Source organism: Pseudomonas cichorii, from assembly GCF_018343775.1.
GTDB classification, from domain to species: Bacteria; Pseudomonadota; Gammaproteobacteria; order Pseudomonadales; family Pseudomonadaceae; genus Aquipseudomonas; species Aquipseudomonas cichorii.
Genome location: NZ_CP074349.1, coordinates 854,350 through 880,886 on the forward strand (window position 1 = coordinate 854,350; position 26,537 = coordinate 880,886).

Below are 26,537 nucleotides of genomic sequence, written 5' to 3' on the forward strand. Positions count from 1 at the left end.
ATCCGGTTGTCGCCACCCAGGTCACCGCAAAGAAATGTTCAAGACGGCTTGCCGACTGACCTACGGATTTGAGTGACAACCCCATGCCAAAACGTACAGATATTAAAAGCATCCTGATTCTCGGCGCCGGTCCTATCGTGATCGGTCAGGCCTGTGAATTCGACTACTCCGGCGCCCAGGCCTGCAAGGCACTGCGCGAAGAGGGTTACCGCGTCATCCTGGTGAACTCCAACCCGGCGACCATCATGACCGACCCGGCCATGGCCGACGCGACCTACATCGAGCCGATCAAGTGGCAGACCGTTGCCAAGATCATCGAAAAAGAGCGTCCGGATGCAGTACTGCCTACCATGGGCGGCCAGACTGCACTGAACTGCGCACTGGATCTGGAGCGCGAAGGCGTTCTGGAGAAGTTCGGCGTTGAAATGATCGGCGCCAATGCCGACACCATCGACAAGGCCGAAGACCGTTCGCGTTTCGACAAGGCCATGAAATCCATCGGTCTGGAATGCCCGCGCTCCGGCATTGCCCACACTATGGAAGAAGCCAACGCAGTTCTCGAAAAACTGGGCTTCCCTTGCATCATCCGTCCATCGTTCACCATGGGCGGCACCGGTGGCGGTATCGCCTACAACCGTGAAGAGTTCGAAGAAATCTGCGCTCGTGGTCTGGATCTTTCGCCGACCAAAGAGCTGCTGATCGACGAATCGCTGATCGGCTGGAAAGAGTACGAAATGGAAGTTGTCCGCGACAAGAAGGACAACTGCATCATCGTCTGCTCCATCGAAAACTTCGACCCGATGGGTGTGCACACCGGTGACTCGATCACTGTTGCGCCAGCACAGACCCTGACGGACAAGGAATACCAGATCCTGCGTAACGCCTCCCTGGCTGTTCTGCGCGAGATCGGCGTCGAAACCGGCGGTTCCAACGTGCAGTTCGGTATCTGCCCGGACACTGGCCGCATGGTCGTGATCGAGATGAACCCACGGGTTTCCCGCTCCTCCGCGCTGGCCTCCAAGGCTACCGGTTTCCCGATTGCCAAGGTCGCTGCCAAACTGGCGGTCGGCTACACCCTCGACGAACTGCAGAACGACATCACCGGTGGCAAGACCCCGGCGTCCTTCGAGCCGTCCATCGACTACGTCGTGACCAAGCTGCCGCGCTTTGCCTTCGAGAAGTTCTCCAAGGCCGACGCTCGCCTGACCACTCAGATGAAGTCGGTCGGTGAAGTCATGGCTATCGGCCGTACCTTCCAGGAATCCCTGCAGAAAGCCCTGCGCGGTCTGGAAGTCGGCGTCTGCGGTCTCGATCCAAAGCTGGATCTGAGCCATCCGGAAAGCATGAGCACCCTCAAGCGCGAGCTGACCGTTCCGGGTGCAGAGCGCATCTGGTACGTCGCCGACGCTTTCCGTGCTGGTCTGACCGTCGAAGAAATCTTCGAAATGAACATGATCGACCCTTGGTTCCTGGTGCAGATCGAAGATCTGATCAAGGAAGAAGAAAAGGTCAAGACCCTGGGTCTTTCGGCCATCGATCGTGATCTGATGTTCCGCCTCAAGCGCAAGGGCTTCTCCGATGCGCGTCTGGCCAAGCTGCTGGGCGTTACCGAGAAGAACCTGCGTACTCATCGTCAGAAGCTGGAAGTGTTCCCGGTCTACAAGCGCGTCGACACCTGCGCTGCCGAGTTCGCGACCGACACCGCTTATCTGTACTCGACGTACGAAGAAGAGTGCGAGGCCAACCCGTCGACTCGTGACAAGATCATGATCCTGGGTGGCGGTCCTAACCGTATCGGCCAGGGCATCGAGTTCGACTACTGCTGCGTACACGCGGCTCTGGCGCTGCGCGAAGACGGGTACGAGACCATCATGGTCAACTGCAACCCGGAAACCGTTTCTACCGATTACGACACGTCCGACCGTCTGTACTTCGAGCCTGTCACTCTGGAAGACGTTCTGGAAATCGTGCGCGTCGAGAAGCCTAAAGGCGTCATCGTCCAGTACGGCGGCCAGACCCCTCTGAAACTGGCTCGCGCCCTGGAAGCTGCTGGCGTGCCGATTATCGGCACCAGCCCTGACGCCATCGACCGTGCAGAAGATCGTGAGCGCTTCCAGCAGATGGTTGAGCGCCTGAACCTGCGTCAGCCGCCAAACGCCACCGTGCGCAGCGAAGACGAAGCCATTCGTGCCGCCGCAAAAATCGGTTACCCGCTGGTTGTGCGTCCATCCTACGTACTGGGCGGCCGGGCGATGGAAATCGTCTACCAGGAAGAAGAGCTTAAGCGCTACCTGCGTGAAGCCGTTCAGGTTTCCAACGATAGCCCGGTCTTGCTGGACCACTTCCTGAACTGCGCCATCGAAATGGACGTCGATGCTGTCTGCGACGGTACCGATGTCGTGATCGGTGCGATCATGCAGCACATCGAGCAGGCGGGCGTTCACTCCGGTGACTCCGCATGTTCGCTGCCGCCTTACTCGCTGCCGGCTCACATCCAGGACGAGATGCGCGAACAGGTCAAGAAAATGGCTCTGGAGCTGGGCGTTGTCGGTCTGATGAACGTTCAGCTGGCGTTGCAAGGCGAGGACATCTACGTCATCGAAGTGAACCCGCGTGCATCCCGTACCGTGCCTTTCGTGTCCAAGTGCATCGGTGTTTCCCTGGCGATGATCGCTGCTCGCGTCATGGCGGGTAAAACCCTGAAAGAGCTGGGTTTCACCAAGGAAATCATTCCGAACTTCTACAGTGTGAAAGAGGCGGTCTTCCCGTTCGCCAAGTTCCCGGGTGTTGACCCGATCCTCGGCCCAGAGATGAAGTCGACCGGTGAAGTGATGGGCGTGGGCGACACCTTCGGTGAAGCTTTTGCCAAGGCCCAGGTTGGCGCCAGCGAGATTCTGCCGACAGGTGGTACTGCATTCATCAGCGTGCGCAATGACGACAAGCCTCTGGTGGCCGGCGTCGCTCGCGACCTGATCAACCTCGGTTTCGAGATCGTGGCGACCGCCGGTACGGCCAAGCTGATCGAAGCTGCTGGCCTGAAGGTGCGTCGCGTCAACAAGGTGACCGAAGGTCGTCCACACGTGGTCGACATGATCAAGAATGACGAAGTCACTCTGATCATCAACACCACAGAAGGCCGTCAGTCCATCGCTGACTCCTACTCCATTCGTCGTAACGCCTTGCAGCACAAGATTTACTGCACCACTACTATTGCTGCAGGCGAAGCCATCTGCGAAGCGCTCAAGTTCGGTCCGGAAAAGACCGTGCGTCGCTTGCAGGATCTACATGCAGGACTGAAGGCATGATCAAATACCCAATGACTGTCCAGGGCGCTCGCGCCCTGGAAGAAGAGTTGACGCATCTGACCAAGGTGATTCGTCCAAAACTCAGCCAGGACATCGGTACTGCGCGTGAGCTGGGCGATCTCAAGGAAAATGCCGAATACCATGCTGCCCGCGAGCAGCAGGGTATGGTCGAGGCGCGGATCCGTGATATCGAAGGCCGCATGCAGAATGCGGTCATCATCGACGTCACTACCATTCCTCATACCGGGAAGGTGATTTTCGGGACGACTGTCCAGATCGCCAACGTTGAAACCGACGAGTCTGTGACCTATCAGATCGTGGGTGAAGATGAGGCCGATATCAAGCTGGGCAAAATTTCCGTTGGTTCGCCTATCGCCCGTGCATTGATTGCCAAGGAAGAGGGCGATGTGGTGACGGTGAAAACGCCTAGCGGTGTCATCGAGTACGAGATCGTTGAAGTCCGTCACGTTTGATGGGTTGCGCCCGTTTCCAGCGGGCGCAATAGTCTGGCAGCTTGTCCAGACCTTATGGGTGGGCGGGCTGGTCCTTTTGCACCTGGCGACATTGGCGGTGCTCGATCAGACAGGCCTTGCGCCGCTGTTCATCGATCAGTTCGCCAATCGTGCGAGTGCTCTGCTGGTAGCTTTTGCGGCAGCCTGTGTGGTGTTGCAACTGACGTTGCTGGTTCGCTTCGAGCGTCTGGCAAGTGTCTGGCGGGATTTTCGCGGGCAATTGCTTTCAATTGCATTGTTGTCGTCAGCGGCTTATTACGTGCTGCGGCACTGGTTTGCCGGTGCATTGCACTGGCAACTGCTGAGTTATCTGGTGCTGGCATTGAGCGGCTTGTTGCTGGTCTTGCAGCCGGTGCCGGGAAGGAGCAGCAGGGCGCGCTGAAGGCGCCCTGGCTTTTAAAATCAGCTTGCGCGGTGGACGTTGGACAGTTGCTTGTTTACCTTTGGGTTCTTGCGATAGATCAGCGCCATTTTGCCGATGACCTGTACGAGGTCCGCTGAACCGGCCTTGCAGAGTTCTGCAATGGTCTGAAGGCGGCTTTCGCGATCGAGGATATTGAGTTTGATCTTGATCAGCTCGTGATCGCTCAGTGCGCGCTCGAGTTCGGCGAGCACACCTTCAGTCAAACCATTGTCAGCCACTATCAATACTGGTTTCAGATGGTGGCCAATGGATTTGTATTGTTTCTTCTGCTCTTGAGTGAGCGGCATAATCTGACCCCTGCGTCTGATCTTGTAAAAAAGCGGCGGCCAGTTTACCCGAGCGAGTCCGGGACCGCCCAGTTAATCACGACTCGTTTTATTTTTGAGGTGCCCCGTGGCCCGTTCCAAGACAAGCCATAATTGGCTCAAAGAACACTTTGATGACAAATACGTCAAAATGGCGCAGAAGGACGGCTACCGTTCTCGTGCCAGCTACAAGCTCCTGGAGATCCAGGAGAAGGACAAGATTATCCGTCCGGGCATGACGGTCATCGACCTGGGCGCGGCTCCAGGCGGGTGGTCGCAGGTGACCAGTCGTCTGATTGGTGGTCAGGGTCGCCTGATTGCGTCCGATATTCTGGAGATGGACAGCATCCCCGATGTGACCTTCATCAAGGGTGACTTCACCGAGGACGCCGTTCTCGCTCAAATTCTGGAAGCTGTAGGTAATACACAGGTAGACCTTGTGATTTCCGATATGGCCCCCAATATGAGTGGATTGAGCGCAGTGGACATGCCTCGGGCAATGTTCCTGTGTGAGCTGGCTCTGGATCTTGCCGGTCGGGTCTTGCGCCCGGGTGGCGATTTTCTGATCAAGGTCTTCCAGGGTGAAGGCTTTGATGTGTACCACAAGGATATTCGCAAGCTGTTCGACAAGGTGCAGATGCGCAAGCCATTGTCGTCGCGCGACAGGTCCCGTGAGCAATATCTGCTGGCTCGCGGTTTCCGCGCAGTCGAAGGCGCTGCCAGTGATGAGCGTCTTTGAGGGCGGTCGATAGGTTTTTTCAAATGGCTATGCGGATGGCGCATGTATGACCATCATGTAGTCAAAGTTTCACAAAGGGTTACAGACGGTGCCTGCCACATCTGTAGGTTCTGTAGTAAGTTAGGCCGGTGAATATCATGCGAGGCACGCTTCCTGCGTGGAGCTTGCTTCAGAGGGTAGCTAATTGAACGATATGGCAAAGAATTTGATCCTGTGGTTGATCATCGCGGCAGTCCTTGTGACGGTGATGAACAACTTCTCCAGCCCGAACGAGCCGCAGACCCTCAACTACTCCGAGTTCATCCAGCAGGTCAAGGATGGCAAGGTCGAGAAGGTTTCCGTGGACGGCGCTGTCATTACAGGCAAGCGCAGTGATGGCGACACCTTCAAGACCATCCGCCCGGCCATTGCAGACAACGGTCTGATTGGTGATCTGGTCGATAACAATGTAGTGGTCGAAGGCAAACAGCCTGAGCAGCAGAGCATCTGGACCCAGTTGCTGGTAGCCAGCTTCCCGATTCTGGTCATCATTGCCGTGTTCATGTTCTTCATGCGCCAGATGCAAGGTGGCGCGGGCGGCAAGGGCGGCCCGATGAGCTTCGGCAAGAGCAAGGCGCGCCTGCTTTCCGAAGATCAGGTGAAGACGACCCTGGCCGATGTGGCGGGTTGTGATGAGGCCAAGGAAGAAGTGGGCGAGCTCGTCGAGTTCCTGCGCGATCCGGGCAAGTTCCAGCGTCTGGGCGGTCGTATTCCTCGCGGCGTGCTGATGGTCGGTCCTCCGGGTACCGGTAAGACCTTGCTTGCCAAGGCGATTGCCGGCGAAGCGAAAGTGCCGTTCTTCACCATTTCCGGTTCCGACTTTGTCGAAATGTTCGTGGGTGTTGGTGCAAGCCGTGTCCGTGACATGTTTGAACAAGCCAAGAAGCACGCACCGTGCATCATCTTCATCGACGAAATCGATGCTGTGGGTCGCCATCGTGGCGCCGGCATGGGTGGCGGTCATGACGAGCGCGAGCAAACCCTCAACCAGTTGCTGGTCGAGATGGACGGCTTTGAAATGAACGATGGCATCATTGTCATCGCGGCCACCAACCGTCCTGACGTACTGGATCCGGCCTTGCTGCGTCCAGGTCGTTTCGACCGCCAGGTGGTTGTAGGTTTGCCGGACATTCGTGGTCGCGAGCAGATTCTCAAGGTTCACATGCGTAAAGTGCCGATGGGCGAGGATGTGAATCCTGGGGTCATCGCTCGTGGTACGCCGGGTTTCTCGGGTGCTGACCTTGCCAACCTGGTCAACGAGGCTTCCCTGTTCGCAGCCCGTGCCGGCAAGCGCATCGTTGAAATGAAAGAGTTCGAGCTGGCCAAAGACAAGATCATGATGGGCGCCGAGCGCAAGAGCATGGTCATGTCCGAGAAGGAAAAACAGAACACTGCCTACCACGAAGCGGGTCACGCTATCGTTGGTCGTCTGGTGCCTGAGCATGATCCGGTCTACAAGGTGTCGATCATTCCGCGCGGTCGTGCGCTGGGTGTGACCATGTTCCTGCCAGAAGAAGATCGTTACAGCCTGTCCAAGCGTGCCCTGGTCAGCCAGATCTGCTCCCTTTACGGCGGTCGTATCGCTGAAGAAATGACGCTGGGCTTCGACGGTGTGACCACTGGCGCTTCCAACGACATCATGCGTGCAAGTCAGATTGCCCGGAACATGGTGACCAAGTGGGGGTTGTCGGAAAAGCTCGGTCCGTTGATGTATTCCGAAGATGAAGATTCAGGTTACCTGGGTCGTGGCGGCAGCCAGAACTCGAACTTCTCTGGCGACACTGCCAAGCTGATCGATCTGGAAGTGCGCAGCATCATCGATCACAGCTATAACACCGCCAAACAGCTTCTCACTGACAACCGTGACAAGCTGGATGCGATGGCTGATGCACTCATGAAATATGAGACCATCGATTCGGATCAGATCGATGACATCATGGCAGGCCGACCTCCGCGTGAGCCGCGGGACTGGGAAGGCGGTTCGGGTACCAAAGGCACGCCTGTACCGGATGCCCGCCCGGAAGCTCCGATCGGCGGTCCTGCTGCTGAACATTAAGGTCTGACATGACTTCTACGCTGTACCCGACCCGGTTGCCTTGCGGCAACCGGGTTCTTGATTTGGCCCGTACGCACGTGATGGGCATTCTCAACGCAACTCCAGACTCATTCTCGGATGGCGGTCGTTACAGTCAGCTCGATGCTGCCTTGCGTCATGCCGAGGCCATGGTGCTGGCTGGTGCAACCCTGATCGATGTCGGTGGCGAGTCAACTCGTCCTGGTGCGCCTCCTGTTTCTCCTGCCGAGGAGCTTGAACGGGTCGCGCCGGTAGTAGAAGCTATCGGCCGCGAACTCGACGTCATTGTCTCGGTTGATACCTCTACGCCTGAGGTAATGCTCGAAACGGCTCGTCTCGGGGCGGGGCTCATCAACGATGTGCGCTCGCTGGGTCGTCCCGGCGCTCTGGAGGCTGCCGCTCGGACAGGTTTGCCCGTGTGCCTGATGCACATGCTTGGCGAGCCGGGCAATATGCAGGATGACCCGCGTTACACCGATCTGGTGGGTGAGGTCAGTGCCTTTCTGCAGGAGCGAATGACTCAGTGTGCGGCGGCAGGTATCGATCGTGAGCGGATCATCCTTGATCCCGGTTTCGGTTTTGCAAAGACGCTGGATCACAACCTGAGCCTGTTCAAACACATGGAGGTCCTGCATGCCCTGGGGCGTCCGTTGCTGGTCGGGGTGTCGCGCAAAAGCATGATCGGTACCGTGCTGGGTCGTCCCGTCGGGGAGCGCCTTTACGGCGGTCTGGCTTTGGCTGCTCTGGCGATGGCCAAAGGGGCTCGAATTCTACGTGTGCACGATGTCGCCGAAACGGCTGATGTGGTGCGCATGATTGCAGCTGTCGAATCGGCTGAGTAAGAAACTGTGGAGCAGCATTTATGACTACAAGAAAGTATTTCGGAACTGACGGCATTCGTGGTCGGGTAGGGCAGTTTCCAATCACGCCTGAATTCATGCTCAAGCTCGGCTGGGCTGCCGGCATGGCATTTCGTCGCATGGGTGCCTGCCGGATTCTGGTCGGCAAGGACACCCGTATTTCCGGCTACATGTTCGAGTCTGCGCTGGAGGCCGGTATTTCGGCTGCCGGTGCCGATGTCATGCTGCTTGGTCCGATGCCGACACCGGCTATCGCGTACCTGACCCGCACCTTTCATGCCGAAGCGGGTATCGTGATCAGTGCTTCTCACAATCCGCATTACGACAATGGCATCAAGTTCTTCTCGGGCAAGGGCACCAAGCTGCCTGACGAGATCGAGCAGATGATCGAAGAGCTGCTGGATACGCCGATGACCGTCGCTGAATCCGAAAAGCTCGGCAAGGTTTCCCGCATCAACGATGCGGCCGGTCGTTACATCGAATTCTGCAAGAGTAGCGTGCCGACCAGTACCAGTTTCGCTGGTCTGAAAGTGGTGATCGACTGCGCCCACGGTGCTACCTATAAAGTGGCTCCGAGTGTTTTCCGTGAGTTGGGGGCTCAGGTCGTCGTGCTGTCGGCGCAACCTGACGGGCTCAATATCAACAAGGATTGCGGTTCCACTCACATGGAAGCGCTGCAGGCTGCCGTGGTGGCCGAAAAGGCTGATCTGGGCATTGCCTTTGACGGTGATGGTGACCGGGTCCTGATGGTCGATCATACGGGTGTGGTCGTCGATGGTGACGAGCTGCTGTACATCATTGCCAGTGATCTGCAGGAGCGTGGTCGTCTGCAGGGCGGCGTGGTTGGTACCCTGATGAGCAACCTGGGTCTGGAATTGGCGCTGGCCGAGCTGAATATTCCGTTTGTGCGTGCCAATGTCGGTGACCGCTATGTGATCGCCGAACTGCTGGAGCGTGACTGGCAGATCGGCGGTGAGAACTCCGGCCACATCGTCTGCTTCCAGCACACTACCACGGGCGACGCAATCATTGCTGCCCTGCAGGTGCTGCTTGCCTTGCGTCGCCGTGGCGTCAGCCTGTGCGAAATCCGTCAGAAGCTGCGCAAGTGTCCTCAGGTTCTGGTCAATGTCCGTTTTGGCGGTGGTGTGGATCCGGTCAATCACCCGTCGGTAAAAGAGGCCTGTGCCCGTGTTACGGCGGAAATGGCGGGTCGCGGTCGCGTCCTGCTGCGCAAGTCTGGCACCGAGCCATTGGTGCGCGTCATGGTCGAGGGTGAGGACGAAACCCAGGTCAGAAACTATGCCGATGAGCTGGCAAAACTGGTTGCTGAAGTTTGCGCCTGATTTTGGCTTGCCAGTGTTGAAAGTGTTGGGTAACATCTGCGCCCACTTTGACCGACGAGGTGTAGCATGCGTCGCCCTATGGTAGCTGGTAACTGGAAGATGCACGGTACCCGCGCCAGCGTCGCTGAGCTGATCGACGGGCTTGCCGGGCAGGTTCTGCCAAGCGATGTTGATGTCGCGGTTATGCCTCCAAGTCTCTACATCGCCCAGGCGATCGAAGGGCTGAAAGGTCAGTCAATCGCTGTTGGTGCTCAGGATGCTGCGATTCAGGCAGCACAAGGTGCGCTGACAGGTGAGATAGCGTCGAGTCAGCTGGCTGATGCAGGTTGCAGGTTTGTACTGGTTGGGCACTCCGAGCGCCGCCAATTGATTGGTGAGCAGGATGATGTCCTCAACCGCAAGTTTGCGGCGATTCAGGCGAGCGGCCTGATACCGGTGTTGTGCATAGGGGAAACCCTGGAGCAGCGCGAAGCGGGTCAGACGCTGGAAGTTGTCGGGCAGCAGCTCGATAGCATTATCGCCGAATTCGGCATCGGTGCATTTGTTGATGCGGTAATCGCTTACGAGCCGGTCTGGGCCATTGGTACCGGGCTGACAGCCTCGCCTCAACAGGCGCAGGAAGTGCACGCAGCTATTCGCGCGCAACTGGCGAAAGAGAATTCCGAAGTCGCACAAGGCGTGCGTCTTCTTTATGGCGGCAGCGTGAAGGCGGCCAATGCGGTCGAGTTGTTCAGCATGCCGGATATCGATGGGGGGCTCATTGGTGGAGCTTCCCTGAATGCAGAAGAGTTCGGTGCGATCTGTCGCGCCGCGGGAAACTGAAAAAATGCTGGAAACAGTCGTAATCGTTTTTCATCTGCTGGGTGCGCTGGGCGTTGTCGTCCTGGTATTGCTGCAGCAGGGTAAAGGTGCGGACGCAGGTGCGTCTTTCGGAGCAGGTGCATCAAATACTGTGTTCGGAGGGCAAGGAACCTCTACCTTTCTCAGTAAGTTTACTGCTATACTCGCCGCAGCTTTTTTCATAACCAGCTTGGGGTTAGGTTACTTTGCTAAAGAGAAAGCTCAAGGGCTGAATCAAGCAGGTTTGCCAGATCCAACAGTTTTGGAAACGAAACAAAAACCGGCTGCAGATGATGTTCCGGTTCTCGAAGCGCAAAAGCCAGCTGTTATTCCAGCTGACGTACCTCAAGCGCCAGAGCAGAAGTAAAAAAGAATTCGGCGATGTTTGTTGAGGTCGCCAAAAAGAGTTGTAATGCCGAGGTGGTGGAATTGGTAGACACGCAACCTTGAGGTGGTTGTGCCCATAGGGTGTAGGGGTTCGAGTCCCCTTCTCGGTACCAATTAAGCAAGATAGCCCGCACTAGCGGGCTTTCTTGTAGGTGGATGTTGGATTGATTCTTTAGGGGATCGGTCGTATACTTCCGCCCCAGCTTTGTCGCGGGGTGGAGCAGTCTGGTAGCTCGTCGGGCTCATAACCCGAAGGTCGTTGGTTCAAATCCAGCCCCCGCAACCAGTTTCGCGAAGCCCCTATTCTAGGGGCTTTTTGTTAGCTGGACAGTACAGGCGCCGATGTTCAACGGCGTTTTCATGATGGGCTTTTGCCCATTTTTTTATTTCTAAAGCATGCACGAGGGGGTTCAGGTGTCGAGCAAGCTAGAACAGTTGCAGGCCTTGTTGGCCCCGGTGGTCGAGGCTCTTGGCTATCAATGCTGGGGAATTGAGTTTCTTTCCCAGGGCCGACATTCACTGCTGCGCATTTATATCGACAAAGAAGGCGGCGTTCTGGTGGAGGACTGCGAAACAGTCAGTCGTCAGGTCAGCGGTGTTCTGGATGTTGAAGATCCCATCAGTGCTGAATACACGCTTGAAGTGTCTTCTCCTGGCATGGATCGCCCGCTGTTCACTCTTGAACAGTTTGCTTTGCACGCTGGGGAACAAGTGAAAATAAAGCTGCGCTCGCCCTTCGATGGTCGACGCAACTTTCAAGGCCTTCTCCGCGGGGTGGAGGAGCAGGATGTCGTGGTGCATGTAGAAGACCACGAATACCTGTTGCCGATCGACTTGATCGACAAAGCCAACATTATTCCCACGTTTGACTGAGACGTGCCAGATACAGCGGATCCCGCGGATCCAATGGCTTGCGAAAGGCGAGGCGTACGATGAGCAAAGAAGTACTGCTGGTTGTTGAGTCGGTGTCCAATGAAAAGGGCGTTCCGGCAGGAGTGATTTTTGAAGCGCTGGAGCTGGCTCTTGCCACTGCTACCAAGAAGCGTTTTGAAGATGAGGTTGAGCTGCGTGTGGAAATCAACCGCCACACCGGTAACTACGAGACTTTCCGTCGCTGGAATGTGGTCGAAGACGAAGATCTGGACGATCCGGCCTACGAGCTGGCTGTAGACCAGGCCCAGGCCAGAAAGCCGGGTGCTGTCGCTGGCGATCTGATCGAAGAGAAGATCGAGTCCATCGAATTCGGTCGTATTGCTGCGCAGACCGCCAAGCAAGTCATTGTGCAGAAGGTTCGTGAAGCCGAGCGTGCTCAGGTGGTCGATGCCTATCGCGAGCGTCTTGGCGAAATCATTTCCGGTACAGTTAAAAAGGTTACGCGTGACAATGTCATCGTTGACCTGGGTAACAATGCCGAAGCATTGCTGGCTCGTGAAGACATCATCTCCCGTGAGACTTTCCGGGTAGGTGTGCGTCTGCGGGCTTTGCTGAAAGAAATCCGCACTGAAAACCGCGGCCCTCAGCTGATTCTGTCGCGTACTGCGCCAGAAATGCTGATCGAGCTTTTCCGTATCGAAGTACCGGAAATTGCCGAAGGTCTGATCGAGGTGATGGCTGCCTCCCGTGACCCGGGTTCGCGTGCAAAAATCGCTGTTCGCTCCAAGGACAAACGAATCGACCCGCAAGGCGCCTGCATCGGCATGCGCGGTTCGCGTGTTCAGGCCGTATCCGGCGAGTTGGGTGGCGAGCGTGTGGATATCGTGCTCTGGGACGATAACCCGGCACAGTTCGTGATCAACGCAATGTCCCCTGCTGAAGTGGCTGCAATCATCGTCGATGAAGATGCCCATGCAATGGATATCGCTGTTGGTGCGGACAACCTGGCTCAGGCCATTGGTCGTGGCGGTCAGAACGTGCGTCTGGCAAGTCAGTTGACTGGCTGGACCCTGAACGTGATGACCGAATCGGACATCCAGGCCAAGCAGCAGGCAGAGACTGGCGACATTCTGCGCAACTTCATCGACGAGCTGGAAGTCGACGAAGATCTGGCGCAGGTGCTGGTCGATGAAGGCTTCACCAGCCTGGAAGAGATTGCCTACGTACCGTTGGAAGAAATGCTCAACATCGATGGCTTTGACGAAGAAACCGTCAACGAGCTTCGCGCTCGTGCCAAGGATCGCTTGTTGACTAAAGCCATCGCTACTGAGGAAAAGCTGGCAGACGCCCATCCGGCCGAAGACCTGCTCTCGCTTGAGGGTATGGACAAGGATTTGGCGATGGAACTGGCGGTGCGCGGCGTAATTACCCGCGAAGACCTGGCCGAGCAGTCTATAGATGACCTGCTCGACATCGACGGCATTGACGATGATCGTGCCGGCAAGTTGATCATGGCCGCCCGAGCCCATTGGTTCGAGTAACAGGCGCGGCCTGAGGAGAGAAGTGCATGACGCAAGTCACGGTGAAACAACTGGCCGATGAGGTCAAAACACCGGTAGAGCGCCTGCTGCAGCAGATGCGTGAGGCAGGTCTGCCGCACACCGCCGCCGAGGAACATGTGTCCGACAGTGAAAAGCAATCGTTGCTGACTCACTTGAAAAGCAGCCACAAGGCTAAAGTGGAAGAGCCGCGCAAGATTACCTTGCAGCGCAAGACCACCAGCACCCTGCGCGTTGCCGGCAGCAAAAGTATCAGCGTTGAAGTGCGCAAGAAGAAAGTTTTCGTGCAACGCAGCCCGGAAGAAATCGAAGCCGAGCGCAAGCGTGAGCTGGACGAACGCCGTGCGGTAGAAAATGCCGCCCGTCAAAAGGCTGAAGAAGAAACCAAGCGTCGCGCCGAAGAAGAAGCGCGTCGCCAGCCTGCTGCTGAACAGACCGCGGCACCTGCTGCTGCGCCAGCCCCTGTGGCTGCCGAGCCAGTGCGTGAAGCGCCTGCGGCACCTGCGGCACCTGCGCCAACATCCGCACCTGCTGCGCCTGTTGTCGAAGTTCGCAAGCGTGACGATCAGCGTCGCCCGGACAAGACCCGTGGCGATGACCGCAATGCTCGTGGCGGCGACGGCGAGCGCAAGAACGCTCCGCATCGCGCTTCGGTAAAAGAGAAGGCACCGGCTGTTCGCGTTGCTCCTCGTACTACCGACGAAGAAAGCGATGGTTTCCGTCGTGGTGGTCGTGGCAAGTCCAAGCTTAAGAAACGCAATGCCCACGGTTTCCAGAACCCAACCGGTCCGGTTATTCGTGACGTTGCCATCGGCGAGACCATCACTGTCGGCGAACTGTCGGCGCAGATGTCCGTCAAGGCAGCTGAAGTCATCAAGTTCATGTTCAAGCTGGGCACTCCGGTTACCATCAACCAGGTACTGGATCAGGAAACTGCCCAGTTGATCGCCGAAGAGCTGGGCCACAAGGTCACGCTGGTCAGCGACAATGCGCTGGAAGACTCCCTGGCCGAATCCCTGAAGTTCGTGGGTGAAACCTTCTCCCGTGCTCCGGTCGTGACCGTAATGGGCCACGTTGACCACGGTAAGACTTCCCTGCTCGACTACATTCGTCGTGCCAAGGTTGCTGCTGGCGAAGCCGGTGGTATCACCCAGCACATCGGTGCCTACCACGTTGAAACCGAACGCGGCATGGTGACCTTCCTCGACACCCCGGGTCACGCCGCGTTTACCGCAATGCGTGCACGTGGTGCCAAGGCAACCGATATCGTCATCCTGGTTGTTGCAGCAGACGACGGCGTAATGCCGCAAACCATCGAAGCCGTTCAGCATGCCGTGGCTGCTGGCGTACCGCTGGTTGTTGCAGTGAACAAGATCGACAAGCCGGGCGCAGACCTTGATCGCATCCGTAGCGAACTGTCGGTCCATGGCGTGACTTCCGAAGAGTGGGGCGGTGATACGCCTTTCGTTCCGGTTTCCGCGAAAATGGGTACCGGCGTCGACGAACTGCTCGAAGCGGTCCTGCTGCAGGCTGAAGTTCTGGAACTCAAGGCCACTCCATCGGCTCCTGGCCGTGGTGTTGTCGTTGAGTCCCGTCTGGACAAGGGCCGCGGCCCGGTTGCCACGGTTCTGGTTCAGGACGGTACGCTGCGTCAGGGCGACATGGTTCTGGTCGGCTCGAACTTCGGTCGCATCCGCGCCATGCTCGACGAAAACGGCAAGCCTGTAAAAGAAGCTGGCCCGTCGATTCCGGTCGAGATCCTCGGTCTGGATGGCACGCCGGATGCTGGCGACGAGATGAGCGTACTGGCTGACGAGAAGAAAGCCCGTGAAGTCGCTCTGTTCCGTCAAGGCAAGTTCCGTGAAGTCAAACTGGCTCGCGCACATGCTGGCAAGCTGGAAAACATCTTCGAGAACATGGGCCAGGAAGAGAAGAAGACGCTTAACATCGTCCTCAAATCCGACGTCCGTGGTTCGCTGGAAGCACTGCAGGGCGCCCTGGGCGGCCTGGGTAACGATGAAGTGCAAGTGCGTGTCGTCGGTGGCGGTGTCGGTGGTATCACCGAGAGCGACGCCAACCTGGCACTGGCCTCCAACGCTGTACTGTTCGGCTTCAACGTGCGTGCCGATGCCGGCGCTCGCAAGATCGTCGAGCAGGAAGGTCTGGATATGCGTTACTACAACGTGATCTACGACATCATCGAAGACGTCAAGAAAGCACTGACCGGTATGCTGGGCAGCGATGTTCGCGAGAACATCCTCGGTATTGCCGAAGTGCGTGACGTGTTCCGCTCGCCGAAATTCGGCGCGATCGCAGGCTGTATGGTCGTTGAAGGTGTTGTTCACCGTAACCGTCCAATCCGCGTTCTGCGTGACGACATCGTTATCTTTGAAGGCGAGCTGGAATCCCTGCGCCGCTTCAAGGACGATGCTTCTGAAGTCCGTGCCGGCATGGAATGCGGTATTGGCGTCAAGAGCTACAACGACGTCAAGGTCGGTGACAAGATCGAAGTCTTCGAGAAGGTCCAGGTTGCTCGCAGCCTCTAAATCGCGAGCTACAGGAGCCATGGCAGAACCACGCATGCAAATGCACGGGCTGTCATGGGCTCTCAACGCAACGCCCGGTCTGGCAATTGTCAGGCCGGGCGTTTGCCGCTTTCAGACTGTCAGGGTTTGGTCCCGAGTCAGTAACAGGTAGCAAACCATGGCAAAAGAATATAGCCGTACCCAACGAATCGGCGATCAGATGCAGCGCGAACTGGCGCAGTTGATCCGTCGCGAAATCAAGGACCCACGTGTGGGGCTGGTCACTATCACTGCTGTCGATGTCAGCCGTGATGTGGGTCATGCCAAGATTTTCATGACCGTAATGGGCCAGGACAGCGCCGAGGAAATCGCGCAGAGCATCAAGGTGCTCAACTCCGCCGCCGGCTTCCTGCGCATGCAACTGGCCCGTGAGATGAAACTACGCAGCGTGCCGCAGCTGCATTTCCATTACGACGAAAGCGTGGCTCGTGGCGCACATCTCTCAGCATTGATCGAGCGTGCAGTGGCCGAAGACGGACAACATCAGGAAGGTTCCGCGCCACAAGGCGTGAAGCCGGACGGTAGCGAGGAGTAAGGCGTGGCTCAGGTCAAGCGTATACGCCGCAATGTCAGCGGAATCATCCTGCTCGACAAGCCACTGGGCTTTACTTCCAATGCGGCCCTGCAAAAGGTGCGCTGGTTGCTCAATGCCGAAAAGGCCGGGCATACCGGCAGCCTCGACCCACTGGCAACAGGCGTGTTGCCGTTGTGTTTCGGTGAAGCCACCAAGTTCTCTCAGTACCTGCTCGATTCGGACAAGTCCTACGAGACGCTGATGCAACTGGGCAAGACCACCACCACGGCAGACTCCGAGGGCGAAGTGTTGCAGACTCGCCCGGTGACCGTTGGTCGTGAAGATATCGAAGCGGTATTGCCGGATTTTCGCGGTCAAATCAGCCAGATACCTCCGATGTACTCGGCTCTCAAGCGTGATGGCCAGCCTCTTTACAAGCTGGCTCGTGCAGGTGAAGTAGTGGAGCGTGAGCCTCGTTCTGTTACTATTGCGCGCCTGGAATTGCTGGCTTGCGAGTCCGAGACTGCGCGTCTTTCGGTCGATTGCAGCAAAGGCACCTATATTCGGACCCTGGTCGAGGATATCGGTGAGAAACTGGGCTGTGGAGCCTATGTCGCAGAGCTGCGTCGTACCCAGGCCGGGCCTTTCAACCTGAGCCAGACGGTCACGCTGGAAGAGCTTGAGCAGGTCCACGCCGACGGTGGCAACGAAGCGGTCGACCGTTTCCTGATGCCATCGGACAGCGGTCTGCTACATTGGCCACTGCTGCAGTTTTCGGAACACAGTTCTTTCTACTGGCTGCATGGTCAGCCGGTAAGAGCACCGGATGCGCCGAAGTTCGGCATGGTCCGGGTGCAGGATCACGAAGGTCGCTTCATCGGTATTGGTGAAGTAAGCGAAGACGGGCGTATAGCGCCGCGTCGTCTGATTCGGTCAGAATGACCGGAACCAGGCTGTCTGCATGCAGGCGGACTGGAACGAGGGTGGCTGTCAACAGGCACGGTCACATCTCATTTTTTAATACGGGGTTTGTCCCCGGCCTGTTGGAACCGTCTTCTCCGGAAGCGGCTCCTTTACTGAAGGATTGCCCAAATGGCACTCAGCGTTGAAGAAAAAGCTCAGATCGTAACCGACTACCAGCAAGCTGTTGGTGACACTGGTTCGCCAGAAGTGCAAGTTGCACTGCTGACCGCCAACATCAACAAACTGCAAGGCCACTTCAAGGCCAACGGTAAGGACCACCACTCGCGTCGTGGTCTGATCCGTATGGTAAACCAGCGTCGCAAGCTGCTGGATTACCTGAAAGGTAAGGACGTTAGCCGTTACAGCGCCCTGATCGGTCGTCTGGGTCTGCGTCGCTAATAACGACGTTGCGAGAGGTTGGTTGTCTGTCACGATTCATCGGTATACCGATGGTTCTGGCAGGCTTCCAGCCTCTAGTTTTATCTGGACTGCCGAAGGGTCCGATTCCCCTCGCTGCCCAAGAATTCGCAAGAAACCAGTTCCCCAAGAGCCACAGAAAAGGTAGGAAACCGTGAACCCGGTAATCAAGAAATTTCAGTTCGGTCAATCGACCGTAACCCTGGAGACTGGCCGCATCGCCCGTCAGGCTTCCGGCGCAGTACTGGTCACCGTTGACGACGACGTCAGCGTATTGGTGACAGTGGTCGGTGCCAAGAACGCCGATGCCAGCAAAGGCTTCTTCCCGCTGTCCGTGCACTACCAGGAAAAAACCTACGCTGCCGGCAAGATCCCTGGTGGTTTCTTCAAGCGTGAAGGCCGTCCTTCCGAGAAAGAAACCCTGACTTCGCGTCTGATCGACCGTCCGATCCGTCCGTTGTTTCCAGAAGGCTTCATGAACGAAGTGCAGGTTGTCTGCACCGTTGTTTCCACCAGCAAGAAAACCGATCCGGACATCGCAGCGATGATCGGTACTTCGGCTGCCCTGGCCATCTCCGGCATTCCGTTCGACGGTCCTGTCGGCGCTGCCCGTGTTGCTTTCCACGAAAGCACCGGTTACCTGCTGAACCCGACTTACGAGCAACTGCAGGCTTCGAGCCTGGACATGGTCGTAGCCGGTACTTCCGAAGCTGTTCTGATGGTTGAGTCCGAAGCCAAGGAACTGACCGAAGACCAGATGCTGGGCGCCGTTCTGTTTGCCCACGACGAGTTCCAGGTCGTGATCAACGCAGTCAAGGAACTGGCCGCCGAAGCCGCCAAGCCTCTCTGGAGCTGGCAGCCAAAGCCGGAAGCCACCGAGCTGCTGGGCGCGATCCGTTCCGAGTTCGGCGACGCGATCTCCCAGGCCTACACCATCACCGTCAAGGCCGACCGCTATGCCCGTCTGGGCGAGCTGCGTGATCAGGTCGTTGCCAAGCTGGCTGTTGAAGAAGGCAGCCCGTCTGCTGGCGAAGTCAAAGCGGCTTTCGGTGAAATCGAATACCGCACCGTGCGTGAGAACATCGTCAACGGCAAGCCACGTATCGATGGCCGTGATACCCGCACCGTTCGTCCTCTGAACATCGAAGTCGGCGTTCTGCCAAAGACCCACGGTTCGGCACTGTTCACCCGTGGCGAAACCCAGGCTCTGGTTGTCGCGACTCTGGGTACTGCCCGTGACGCACAACTGCTGGACACCCTCGAAGGCGAGAAGAAAGACCCCTTCATGCTGCACTACAACTTCCCTCCGTTCTCGGTAGGCGAGTGTGGCCGCATGGGTGGCGCTGGTCGTCGTGAAATCGGCCACGGCCGTCTGGCTCGTCGCAGCGTTCAGGCCATGCTGCCTGAAACCGACGTGTTCCCATACACCATCCGTGTCGTATCGGAAATCACCGAGTCCAACGGTTCCAGCTCCATGGCTTCGGTCTGCGGTGCTTCCCTGGCTCTGATGGACGCCGGTGTACCGATGAAGGCGCCGGTTGCCGGTATCGCCATGGGTCTGGTCAAGGAAGGTGGCAAGTTCGCCGTTCTGACCGACATCCTGGGTGACGAAGACCACTTGGGCGACATGGACTTCAAAGTGGCTGGTACCTCCAAAGGTGTTACCGCGCTGCAGATGGACATCAAGATCAAAGGCATCACCGAAGAAATCATGGAGATCGCCCTGGGCCAAGCCCTGGAAGCTCGCCTGAACATCCTCGGCCAGATGAACCAGATCATTGGTCAGTCGCGTACCGAACTGTCGGCCAACGCTCCGACCATGATCGCGATGAAGATCGACACCGACAAGATCCGTGACGTCATCGGTAAAGGCGGCGCGACCATCCGTGCAATCTGCGAAGAAACCAAGGCTTCGATTGACATTGAAGACGACGGCTCGATCAAGATCTTCGGCGAAACCAAGGAAGCGGCTGAAGCAGCTCGTCAGCGCGTTCTGGGTATCACCGCTGAAGCGGAAATCGGCAAGATCTACGTCGGCAAGGTCGAGCGTATCGTCGATTTCGGCGCATTCGTGAACATCCTGCCAGGCAAGGACGGTCTGGTTCACATCTCCATGCTGAGCGATGCCCGCGTAGAGAAAGTGACCGATATCCTGAAAGAAGGTGAGGAAGTCGAAGTTCTGGTACTGGACGTGGATAACCGCGGCCGTATCAAGCTGTCGATCAAGGACGTCGCCGCTGCAAAAGCGTCGGGCGTCTGATCGCTCGATAGGCTTCGCCAAAAAAGGATCCTTCGGGATCCTTTTTTTATGAGCGTAAATAAAGGCTTGCGTAAACCCCACTCAAAACGCCCGATGGGAACATGCATCTTGCAAGTGGAGTTTTTGGTCGAACGGGCAATCTGCACGATCGTGCAAAATGGATAAAATTATAACTTGTTGTATTTAAAGGATTTTATTGTTTTTTGCAGATTGGCACACCCCTTGCGATATAACCAATAACCCTGCAACCAATGATGTTGGTGCAGTTTCTGAGAAAAACAGGAGTTATCGTATGAAGAAGTTCGCTATCGCTGCTGCCACTGCAACCGCCCTGACACTGACCATGGCTAACGCTGCATTCGCTCAGACCAACACCCAGGCTCCAATGATGCTGGCTGCCGGTGAAGTGACTCAAGCCAAGGAAGCGACTACCGATACCTGGATCACCACCAAGGTCAAAGCCGACCTGCTGACTGAAAAAGGCATCCCAGGCTCGGACATCAAGGTTGAAACCAACAAAGGCGTGGTTTCCCTGTCCTCTACCGTTGCGGTGACTGAAGCCCAGAAGAAAACGGCTGTGGCTATCACCAAGAAAATCAAAGGCGTTCAGGCTGTTTCGGCCGATGGCCTGAAAGCTGAGTAACCCTTTGAAATGAGCATCTGACGTCGTGTCGACGGCCTTGCAGGTCGTCGGCAGACAGGAAGTTCATGCGAGAGGCCACAAGGATGTGGCCATTACAGGCCCCGGTGTTCGCACTGGGGCCTGTTCTATTTCAGGCAGTCAATTGCCGCGCTTGCTATCGATACGGACCAGCCGACCACCCTCGAAACGCAGGTATTGGTACATGCCGTTAAGGGGACCGTAAACCCACTCCTCAATCCTCACTTCTTCGGACCTTCGGTAGTTGCTGCTGTAGGTTTCCTTGCTCCCGATAACCTCCTGGCTGAGGGGGGCGCCGCACTTCTGTTGAACCTCGAAAACTCTGTCCCCGGTGCTGATCAGTTGGCTACCGCAACGCAAGGTCGAAGCCTGTACGGTTGTCGCCGCCAGCGCTCCAGAGAGTGCCAGCAGAATGAAGCCAGTGATCGGGGATTTAGCCAAGTCGTTTACTCGCTGTCCAAATGAAGTGGGCTGATAACCCGGCCATCAGCTTGTGCCTGGCCCAGGTGCGCATCGACGAAATAGATACGTTCGTCTTCCAGTTGCCCCTTCTGTACCAGATAGTCCTTGATACTGCCAGCCCGGTCCTGACCCAGCTCACGCAACAGGACCTCGTTGCTGCTCCAGAACTTGAGCACGGCAGCGCGCATCCTGTTCAGGCGTTCTTCCTTGCCCAGGTCTGCCCACTCTGCCGGTGGTTGTTGCTTGAGACGAGCGCGATAGATACCTTCGAGCATCGGACCTTTCTCGTCATCAGGCACTTGCAGCAAGGCGGCTCTGGCCGGGACCTTGTCGCCACGGCGTTGCATGATCTTGTAGTAAGTGGACTGATATTCGCGCTCCAGACGCTGCTGGGCGATCAATGGGCCGTCGCTGCTGGCCGCGCTGGTGCCTTCGATCTCCAGGCGCAGTGTCGGGCGCTCCTTGAGTGCGGCTGCAAGCGTATCCAGAGCTTTTGTGGCGTCACTGCTCAGTTCGCTGGAACCTGCCGCGAAACTGATATTGCCCAGGTCCTCTGAACCTCCACCGCTCACCAGACCTCCCAGCATCTTGAAAGGCGCCTGTGCCGCTCGCAGCACAAGGTTGCGCAGGGTTTGCCAGACAATCGGCATGACGCTGAATTGCGGGTTGTTCAGATCGCCTTCAACCGGCAGCTCAAGGGCAATCCTGCCCTGAGTGTCCTTGAGCAAGGCGACCGCCAGACGAATCGGCAAGTCCACTGCATCGGGACTGTCGACTTTCTCGCCCAGTTGCAGTTGCTCGACGAGCACCTTGTTTTCGGCCTTCAGCTTGCCTTGGGTAATCAGGTAGTGCAGGTCGAGATTGAGACGGCCCTTGCGGATTCGGAACCCGGCGAACTTCCCGGAGTAGGGCGTCAATGTGGTCAGTTCGACACGCTTGAAGCTGGTGGCGATATCGAGGCTGGCCATCGGGTTGAACGGGTTGAGGCTGCCTTTGATGGTGACCGGTGCATAACGGTCCACCTTGCCCTCGACATTCACCGGTGCCGGTTTGGTCTGGCGGTTATCGATGGTGCCGATGCGGCCATTGAGCTGCTGCACGGCGGTGATGAAGTTAGGTGTCAGAGTCAGGTCCGCGAAGTTGGCCGAGCCGTCCTTGATGTTCACCTCGCCGATATGAATGCCCAGCGGTTTTTCATTGCTGGCGGTTTTGGGTGATGGGGAAGCGGGCTGCTTGTCTACAGGCTGCGGAATAAGCAGGTCATCGATGTTGGTGCTGCGATCATCATTGATCATGAAGCGTGCATAAGGCTGCTCCAGATTGACCTGGGTAATCGACAGATTGTCGCCATGCTGATAATTCAGGCCTTCAACTTCCAGACGCTGCCACTTCATGAAGTCGCGTTGCTTGAGGGTGTCGAGGGTATGCAACTGGTTGACCTGGGCCTTGCCCGTAACGGCCAGAGCCAGGGGGGCGGTGCTTTTCAGGTCAACGGCCAGGTCGCTGTCGAGCATCCCGCTACGCATTTCCAGGCGAATGAACGGGCTGATATAAGCCTGGGCAAGACGCAGGTCGATATCTCGTGTCGTGACATTCAGGCGCGCACTCATCGGGCTGAGATTGACGTCCCCGACGGCGGTCAGCTTGCCCTGTTTGCCCAGCCCGGTATCGAGCTTGAGGGTGAAAGGCGATTTGTTCAGGCTGTCGAAGTTCTGCATGTCCAGATTCAGAGGCCCGACATCCAGGGTGACGGCTTCCTTGGGGACCCGATCCGACAGGTGGACCTGATAGTTGCGCAGTTGCACATCCTGGAGCAGAACTTGCCAGGGTTTGGCCGGGGACGCCGGGCGAGCGGCAGCCTGAGAGCTGGTATCGGAAGCAGGCTCTACGGCCTTTGCATCGATTTCCGGTTTTTTCGGCGATGGTTTTGCCGGTTGGCTGGCAAACAGTTTCTGCCAGTCCAGCTGGCCATCGGCTTCACGGGCAGCCCAGGTTTCCAGCTTGTTGCTGCGTATCTTGCCGACGGTGACAAGCTGTCTGGCCAGATCCACCGAAGTCTCGCTGACTTCCAGGCGTTGCAGGCGTACCAGAGGCCGTCCATCAGGTGCATCGAGCACGAATGGTGAGATGCTGGCGGCGGCGTTGTTGAGCTTGAGTTCGGTCTCCTTGCTCAGGTCGAGGGTGTAGCTGGTGCTGAAATTCAGGATGCCGTCTTTCAGTGCCAGTGGCAGGGCGTCGCGTACATAAGGCCACCAGAGCTTCATCTTGCTGTCGGTGACCTTGAGGGTGCCTTCGGAGGTGATCGGCACCAGACTGATGCGTCCCTTCCAGTCGATCTGGCCGCCGTCGGGGCCGATGGCGACCATGGTCATGTCGGCGTTGTCTTCCGGGAGTGTGCTGAGGTTTTTCAGCTCCAGGTTCAACTTGTCGTAAAGGAATTCGATGGGCTCGCCGGGGCGCATGTCCTGAAAGTGCACATAGCCGTCAGCCAGTCTTATTTCATCGATACGCAGCGGGAAGGGTTTGCCGGCAGGCTCATTGGTTGCAGGTTCGCTGGGTGGCAGCTTGAACAATTGCGCCAGATTCAGTTTGCCTGTCTTGTCGAACAGCACCTCGGTTCTGGGATTGCTCAGTTCCACCTTCAGCAGATGCAGGGCACCGCTCCAGAGGCTGTCGATCTGCAGATTGGCATATAGCTTCTCGAATGCAATCTGCTCTTTGCCGGGAACGCCGATGTTCAGGCCCCAGAGCGTCAGCTCCAGAGTGTATGGATTGAGCTCCAGGCGTTCGAGCTTTGCCGGAACGGTGGAATAGTTGCTCAATTGCTGGTTGGCAATACGCAAGGCAACGCCGGGCAGAATGAAAAAGCCCAGCAGGCTGTAAAGCACACATACAGCCAGCAAAGTGCCAAGAGTACGTTTCAATCCTTTGGACATTGGGGCGTTGTCTCTTTCTTTCGGAGCTCCTTGGAGTATGGCACGCCCATTGGGTTCAAAAGGCCAAGCCGTCTGGCGCTGTAGGAAATTTCCTTTAAAACGGGGCGATATCAGAACTGCAGAATCAGCGTCTTGAGTGGAGGCTGATTGTCCCGGGACGGAAAGTCTTCGGCAGGCTTCATGACCCGGCAATCAAGCACTGGTCGGCCCGCTTTGCTGGCGCAACGCAGAACCTGCTCGCGCCAATCGTCCATGCTGACTTTTGCCAGGTTATTGCAGCAGATCAGCACGCCGTCTTCGGCAGTGCTCAAGAGTGCCGGTTTGAGCAGGCTCTGGTAATCACGCAGCAGATCGACCGTGCCGAAAGCGCTCTTGGCCCAGGCAGGTGGATCGAGCAGCACCAGATCATATTGGCGCTGTTCAAGCTTTACGTAATCCGGAAGTTTTTGCCCGCGACGCGAGCTGATCGGCAAGCCTGCCAGTTGCCGGATGGCCGGGAAGTAGTCCGACTGGATGAACTGCATCGGCGGCAATTGCGGGTTGAGTGCGCCGTTCTCGCGGCCCACGGCCAGGTTGCTTTCGGCAAAGTCCAGATTGCAGACTTCACTCGCGCCACCGGCAGCAGCGCTCAGGCCGACGCCACAGGTGTAGGAAAACAGGTTCAAGACACTTTTGCCCTTGCTGTTCGCCTTGACCCAGCCGCGGGTATTGCGCAGGTCGAGAAACAGCAGCGGGTCCTGACCGTTATGACGGCCGCGTACCCGGTAGTTCAGGCCCCACTCATGGCCGATCAAGTCTTGCAGCGCGGCCTCATGAGCCTTGTAGATCGGGTCCTGGCGGTCGATGCGGGAGTTACCCTGCGAGCGGTCGTTATAAACCAGCAAGGTTTCCAGATCCAGCCGGGCATTGACCAGCGCATGCAGCCCCAGCAGCGAGTCCAGATCCAGCGTGTTATGAAAGCTTTGTACCAGCAGTTGCGGGCCATAGCGGTCGATGGTCAGGCCGCTGGCACCTTCCTGGCTACCGTGAAACAGGCGATAGCAGTCCGTCCCTTGCTGATGCAGCTCGGCCAGCAGGTTTTGACGGTTATCGAGGGCGACGCTGAGCGCCTGATTCAAGGAAGACATGCAGAGCGCCTTGGGCTGGAATTAGGCGCGGGAGTTTACCAGTTACAGGGCGAAGGTAGATTGCCGATCGCTCCCATGAACCTGAGAACGATCGGTCAGACACCATAAATCAGCGTGCCAGCGCCAGCGCTACACCCTGACCGCCACCAATACAGAGCGTGGCCAGGCCCTTTTTGGCGTCGCGCTTGATCATTTCATGCAGCAGCGTCACCAGCACGCGACAGCCCGAAGCGCCAATGGGGTGGCCCAGGGCGATGGCTCCGCCGTTGACGTTGACCTTTTCCAGGTTCAGGCCCAGTTCCTTGGCGACCGACAGCGACTGAGCGGCAAACGCTTCGTTGGCTTCTATCAGGTCCAGCTCTTCCAGTGACCAGCCAGCCTTGTCCAGGCAGCGACGTGTCGCGCTGACCGGGCCGATGCCCATGATGGCCGGGTCTACGCCCGCATTGGCATAGCCGGCTATACGCGCCAGCACCGGCAGGCCCAGTTGCTCGGCCCTGGCGGCGCTCATCAGCATGACGGCCGCTGCGCCATCGTTGATGGACGAGGCATTGCCTGCGGTGACCGTACCGTCTTTCTTGAAAGCGGCCTTGAGCTTGCCCAGGGATTCGGCAGTCGTCCCCGCACGTGGTTGTTCATCGGTGTCGAAGCGCAGCGGATCGCCTTTGCGCTGGGGGATCAGGATCGGGGTGATTTCATCCACGAAACGACCGGCGTCGATGGCTGCAACGGCGTGCTGCTGGGACGTGGCTGCGAATTCGTCCTGTGCCTGACGGCTGATGTCGTACTTGTCGGCGAGGTTTTCTGCGGTGATGCCCATGTGATAGTCGTTGAAGGCGTCCCACAGGCCGTCGCTGATCATGGTGTCCACCAGAGAGGCATGGCCCATGCGCAGACCGGTGCGTGCGCCGGGCATCACATAGTTGGAGAGGCTCATGTTTTCCTGGCCGCCAGCAATAATGATCTCGGCATCGCCGCAACGAATCGCCTGGGTGGCCAGGTGCAGCGCCTTGAGGCCTGAGCCACAGACTTTGTTCAGGGTCATGGCGGGCACTGCAAACGGCAGCCCGGCCTTGATCGCGGCCTGACGCGCCGGGTTTTGTCCGGCACCTGCGGTCAGGACCTGGCCCATGATGACTTCATCGATCTGCCCGCCATCCACGCCGGTCTGGGTCAGGAGCTGGCGAATGACGGCTGCGCCCAGCTCCACGGCGGGAATACTGGCCAGTGAGCCCTGGAAGCTGCCGACGGCAGTCCGGGTGGCGGCAACGATAACGACGTCTTGCATGGTGCTGATCCTCATTGTTATTGGGCTGGGCCGGCTGACGGCGCGGCGTGATCAATGGACTCAT

The 26,537-nt window shown here is 57.5% G+C and carries 22 protein-coding genes and 2 tRNA genes; 19 read left to right on the plus strand and 5 right to left on the minus strand.

Annotation, left to right across the window (positions count from 1 at the left end; all coding sequences use genetic code 11):
• Nucleotides 1–83: 83 nt before the first annotated feature.
• Genes carB through KGD89_RS03805 form a run of 3 tightly spaced genes read left to right on the plus strand, consistent with a single transcriptional unit; the run spans nt 84 to nt 4,199 of the window.
• Nucleotides 84–3,305: a carbamoyl-phosphate synthase large subunit gene (gene carB, locus KGD89_RS03795; RefSeq protein ID WP_025258491.1), complete on the plus strand. Its 3,222-nt coding sequence runs from the start codon at nt 84–86 to the stop codon at nt 3,303–3,305.
• Nucleotides 3,302–3,778, plus strand: coding sequence for a transcription elongation factor GreA (gene greA / locus KGD89_RS03800; protein ID WP_025258492.1), 477 nt, complete (start codon nt 3,302–3,304; stop codon nt 3,776–3,778). Before carB ends, greA begins: the two co-directional genes overlap by 4 nt.
• Nucleotides 3,779–3,836: 58 nt before the next feature.
• Nucleotides 3,837–4,199: an MFS transporter gene (locus tag KGD89_RS03805; RefSeq protein WP_371856577.1), complete on the plus strand. Its 363-nt coding sequence runs from the start codon at nt 3,837–3,839 to the stop codon at nt 4,197–4,199.
• Between the two features lie 20 nt (nt 4,200–4,219).
• Here KGD89_RS03805 and KGD89_RS03810 read toward each other — a convergent pair whose 3' ends face one another.
• Entirely contained in the window at nt 4,220–4,528 is a 309-nt protein-coding gene (locus KGD89_RS03810) for a YhbY family RNA-binding protein (protein ID WP_025258493.1), read from the minus strand.
• A 106-nt stretch (nt 4,529–4,634) separates the two neighbouring features.
• Between KGD89_RS03810 and rlmE the strand changes: the two genes are divergently transcribed.
• The 16 genes from rlmE (at nt 4,635) to KGD89_RS03890 (ending at nt 20,642) form a co-directional block, all read left to right on the plus strand.
• Nucleotides 4,635–5,285 (plus strand): 23S rRNA (uridine(2552)-2'-O)-methyltransferase RlmE, encoded by a 651-nt coding sequence (gene rlmE / locus KGD89_RS03815; RefSeq protein ID WP_025258494.1) that lies wholly within the window; start codon nt 4,635–4,637, stop codon nt 5,283–5,285.
• Between the two features lie 193 nt (nt 5,286–5,478).
• Entirely contained in the window at nt 5,479–7,380 is a 1,902-nt protein-coding gene (gene ftsH, locus KGD89_RS03820) for an ATP-dependent zinc metalloprotease FtsH (protein ID WP_025258495.1), read from the plus strand.
• Nucleotides 7,381–7,388: 8 nt separating this feature from the next.
• Nucleotides 7,389–8,240 carry a dihydropteroate synthase gene (gene folP / locus KGD89_RS03825; RefSeq protein WP_025258496.1) on the plus strand — a complete coding sequence of 284 codons (852 nt, stop codon included), beginning with the start codon at nt 7,389–7,391 and terminating at the stop codon, nt 8,238–8,240.
• 20 nt (nt 8,241–8,260) lie between these two features.
• Entirely contained in the window at nt 8,261–9,601 is a 1,341-nt protein-coding gene (gene glmM, locus KGD89_RS03830) for a phosphoglucosamine mutase (protein WP_025258497.1), read from the plus strand.
• Between the two features lie 66 nt (nt 9,602–9,667).
• Complete coding sequence (gene tpiA, locus KGD89_RS03835; protein WP_025258498.1) at nt 9,668–10,423, plus strand: triose-phosphate isomerase; 756 nt, start codon at nt 9,668–9,670, stop codon at nt 10,421–10,423.
• 4 nt (nt 10,424–10,427) lie between these two features.
• The gene (secG, locus tag KGD89_RS03840) at nt 10,428–10,808 is read left to right on the plus strand and encodes a preprotein translocase subunit SecG (protein ID WP_025258499.1); all 381 of its coding nucleotides are present in this window, start codon (nt 10,428–10,430) and stop codon (nt 10,806–10,808) included.
• Nucleotides 10,809–10,855: 47 nt separating this feature from the next.
• Nucleotides 10,856–10,941: transfer RNA gene (locus tag KGD89_RS03845), tRNA-Leu, on the plus strand.
• Nucleotides 10,942–11,037: 96 nt separating this feature from the next.
• Nucleotides 11,038–11,114 (plus strand) — tRNA-Met (locus tag KGD89_RS03850).
• A gap of 128 nt (nt 11,115–11,242) precedes the next feature.
• Nucleotides 11,243–11,701: a ribosome maturation factor RimP gene (gene rimP, locus KGD89_RS03855; RefSeq protein ID WP_025258500.1), complete on the plus strand. Its 459-nt coding sequence runs from the start codon at nt 11,243–11,245 to the stop codon at nt 11,699–11,701.
• Nucleotides 11,702–11,760: 59 nt separating this feature from the next.
• Complete coding sequence (gene nusA, locus KGD89_RS03860) at nt 11,761–13,242, plus strand: transcription termination factor NusA (protein ID WP_025258501.1); 1,482 nt, start codon at nt 11,761–11,763, stop codon at nt 13,240–13,242.
• 26 nt (nt 13,243–13,268) lie between these two features.
• Entirely contained in the window at nt 13,269–15,806 is a 2,538-nt protein-coding gene (gene infB / locus KGD89_RS03865; RefSeq protein WP_025258502.1) for a translation initiation factor IF-2, read from the plus strand.
• A 157-nt stretch (nt 15,807–15,963) separates the two neighbouring features.
• On the plus strand, nt 15,964–16,380 hold the full coding sequence (gene rbfA / locus KGD89_RS03870; protein ID WP_025258503.1) for a 30S ribosome-binding factor RbfA: 417 nt from the start codon (nt 15,964–15,966) through the stop codon (nt 16,378–16,380).
• A gap of 3 nt (nt 16,381–16,383) precedes the next feature.
• Complete coding sequence (truB, locus tag KGD89_RS03875; protein WP_025258504.1) at nt 16,384–17,301, plus strand: tRNA pseudouridine(55) synthase TruB; 918 nt, start codon at nt 16,384–16,386, stop codon at nt 17,299–17,301.
• 150 nt (nt 17,302–17,451) lie between these two features.
• Entirely contained in the window at nt 17,452–17,721 is a 270-nt protein-coding gene (rpsO, locus tag KGD89_RS03880; RefSeq protein ID WP_002555121.1) for a 30S ribosomal protein S15, read from the plus strand.
• Nucleotides 17,722–17,893: 172 nt separating this feature from the next.
• The gene (pnp, locus tag KGD89_RS03885) at nt 17,894–19,999 is read left to right on the plus strand and encodes a polyribonucleotide nucleotidyltransferase (protein WP_025258505.1); all 2,106 of its coding nucleotides are present in this window, start codon (nt 17,894–17,896) and stop codon (nt 19,997–19,999) included.
• A gap of 292 nt (nt 20,000–20,291) precedes the next feature.
• Nucleotides 20,292–20,642, plus strand: coding sequence for a BON domain-containing protein (locus KGD89_RS03890; protein ID WP_025258506.1), 351 nt, complete (start codon nt 20,292–20,294; stop codon nt 20,640–20,642).
• Nucleotides 20,643–20,780: 138 nt separating this feature from the next.
• On the opposite strand, the gene KGD89_RS03895 is transcribed toward KGD89_RS03890, so the two are convergent.
• The 4 genes from KGD89_RS03895 to KGD89_RS03910 all read right to left on the minus strand — a co-directional run bounded on the left by KGD89_RS03895 (nt 20,781) and on the right by KGD89_RS03910 (nt 26,473).
• Entirely contained in the window at nt 20,781–21,086 is a 306-nt protein-coding gene (locus tag KGD89_RS03895; RefSeq protein ID WP_371856581.1) for a DUF2845 domain-containing protein, read from the minus strand.
• Between the two features lie 20 nt (nt 21,087–21,106).
• Nucleotides 21,107–24,058: a DUF748 domain-containing protein gene (locus tag KGD89_RS03900; RefSeq protein WP_025258508.1), complete on the minus strand. Its 2,952-nt coding sequence runs from the start codon at nt 24,056–24,058 to the stop codon at nt 21,107–21,109.
• A 110-nt stretch (nt 24,059–24,168) separates the two neighbouring features.
• Nucleotides 24,169–25,185: a class I SAM-dependent rRNA methyltransferase gene (locus KGD89_RS03905; RefSeq protein WP_025258509.1), complete on the minus strand. Its 1,017-nt coding sequence runs from the start codon at nt 25,183–25,185 to the stop codon at nt 24,169–24,171.
• A gap of 109 nt (nt 25,186–25,294) precedes the next feature.
• Nucleotides 25,295–26,473, minus strand: coding sequence for an acetyl-CoA C-acetyltransferase (locus KGD89_RS03910; RefSeq protein ID WP_025258510.1), 1,179 nt, complete (start codon nt 26,471–26,473; stop codon nt 25,295–25,297).
• Between the last annotated feature and the right edge of the window lie 64 nt (nt 26,474–26,537).

What these genes read in the sequence shown, in the direction of transcription:
- KGD89_RS03900 (WP_025258508.1), bottom strand. Translation starts at nt 24,058, where the DNA reads ATGTCCAAAGGATTGAAACGTACTCTTGGCACTTTGCTGGCTGTATGT.
- tpiA (WP_025258498.1), top strand. Translation starts at nt 9,668, where the DNA reads ATGCGTCGCCCTATGGTAGCTGGTAACTGGAAGATGCACGGTACCCGC.
- nusA (WP_025258501.1), top strand. Translation starts at nt 11,761, where the DNA reads ATGAGCAAAGAAGTACTGCTGGTTGTTGAGTCGGTGTCCAATGAAAAG.
- greA (WP_025258492.1), top strand. Translation starts at nt 3,302, where the DNA reads ATGATCAAATACCCAATGACTGTCCAGGGCGCTCGCGCCCTGGAAGAA.
- glmM (WP_025258497.1), top strand. Translation starts at nt 8,261, where the DNA reads ATGACTACAAGAAAGTATTTCGGAACTGACGGCATTCGTGGTCGGGTA.
- KGD89_RS03905 (WP_025258509.1), bottom strand. Translation starts at nt 25,185, where the DNA reads ATGTCTTCCTTGAATCAGGCGCTCAGCGTCGCCCTCGATAACCGTCAA.
- infB (WP_025258502.1), top strand. Translation starts at nt 13,269, where the DNA reads ATGACGCAAGTCACGGTGAAACAACTGGCCGATGAGGTCAAAACACCG.
- KGD89_RS03910 (WP_025258510.1), bottom strand. Translation starts at nt 26,473, where the DNA reads ATGCAAGACGTCGTTATCGTTGCCGCCACCCGGACTGCCGTCGGCAGC.
- rpsO (WP_002555121.1), top strand. Translation starts at nt 17,452, where the DNA reads ATGGCACTCAGCGTTGAAGAAAAAGCTCAGATCGTAACCGACTACCAG.
- carB (WP_025258491.1), top strand. Translation starts at nt 84, where the DNA reads ATGCCAAAACGTACAGATATTAAAAGCATCCTGATTCTCGGCGCCGGT.
- rbfA (WP_025258503.1), top strand. Translation starts at nt 15,964, where the DNA reads ATGGCAAAAGAATATAGCCGTACCCAACGAATCGGCGATCAGATGCAG.
- KGD89_RS03890 (WP_025258506.1), top strand. Translation starts at nt 20,292, where the DNA reads ATGAAGAAGTTCGCTATCGCTGCTGCCACTGCAACCGCCCTGACACTG.
- ftsH (WP_025258495.1), top strand. Translation starts at nt 5,479, where the DNA reads ATGGCAAAGAATTTGATCCTGTGGTTGATCATCGCGGCAGTCCTTGTG.
- KGD89_RS03810 (WP_025258493.1), bottom strand. Translation starts at nt 4,528, where the DNA reads ATGCCGCTCACTCAAGAGCAGAAGAAACAATACAAATCCATTGGCCAC.
- secG (WP_025258499.1), top strand. Translation starts at nt 10,428, where the DNA reads ATGCTGGAAACAGTCGTAATCGTTTTTCATCTGCTGGGTGCGCTGGGC.
- folP (WP_025258496.1), top strand. Translation starts at nt 7,389, where the DNA reads ATGACTTCTACGCTGTACCCGACCCGGTTGCCTTGCGGCAACCGGGTT.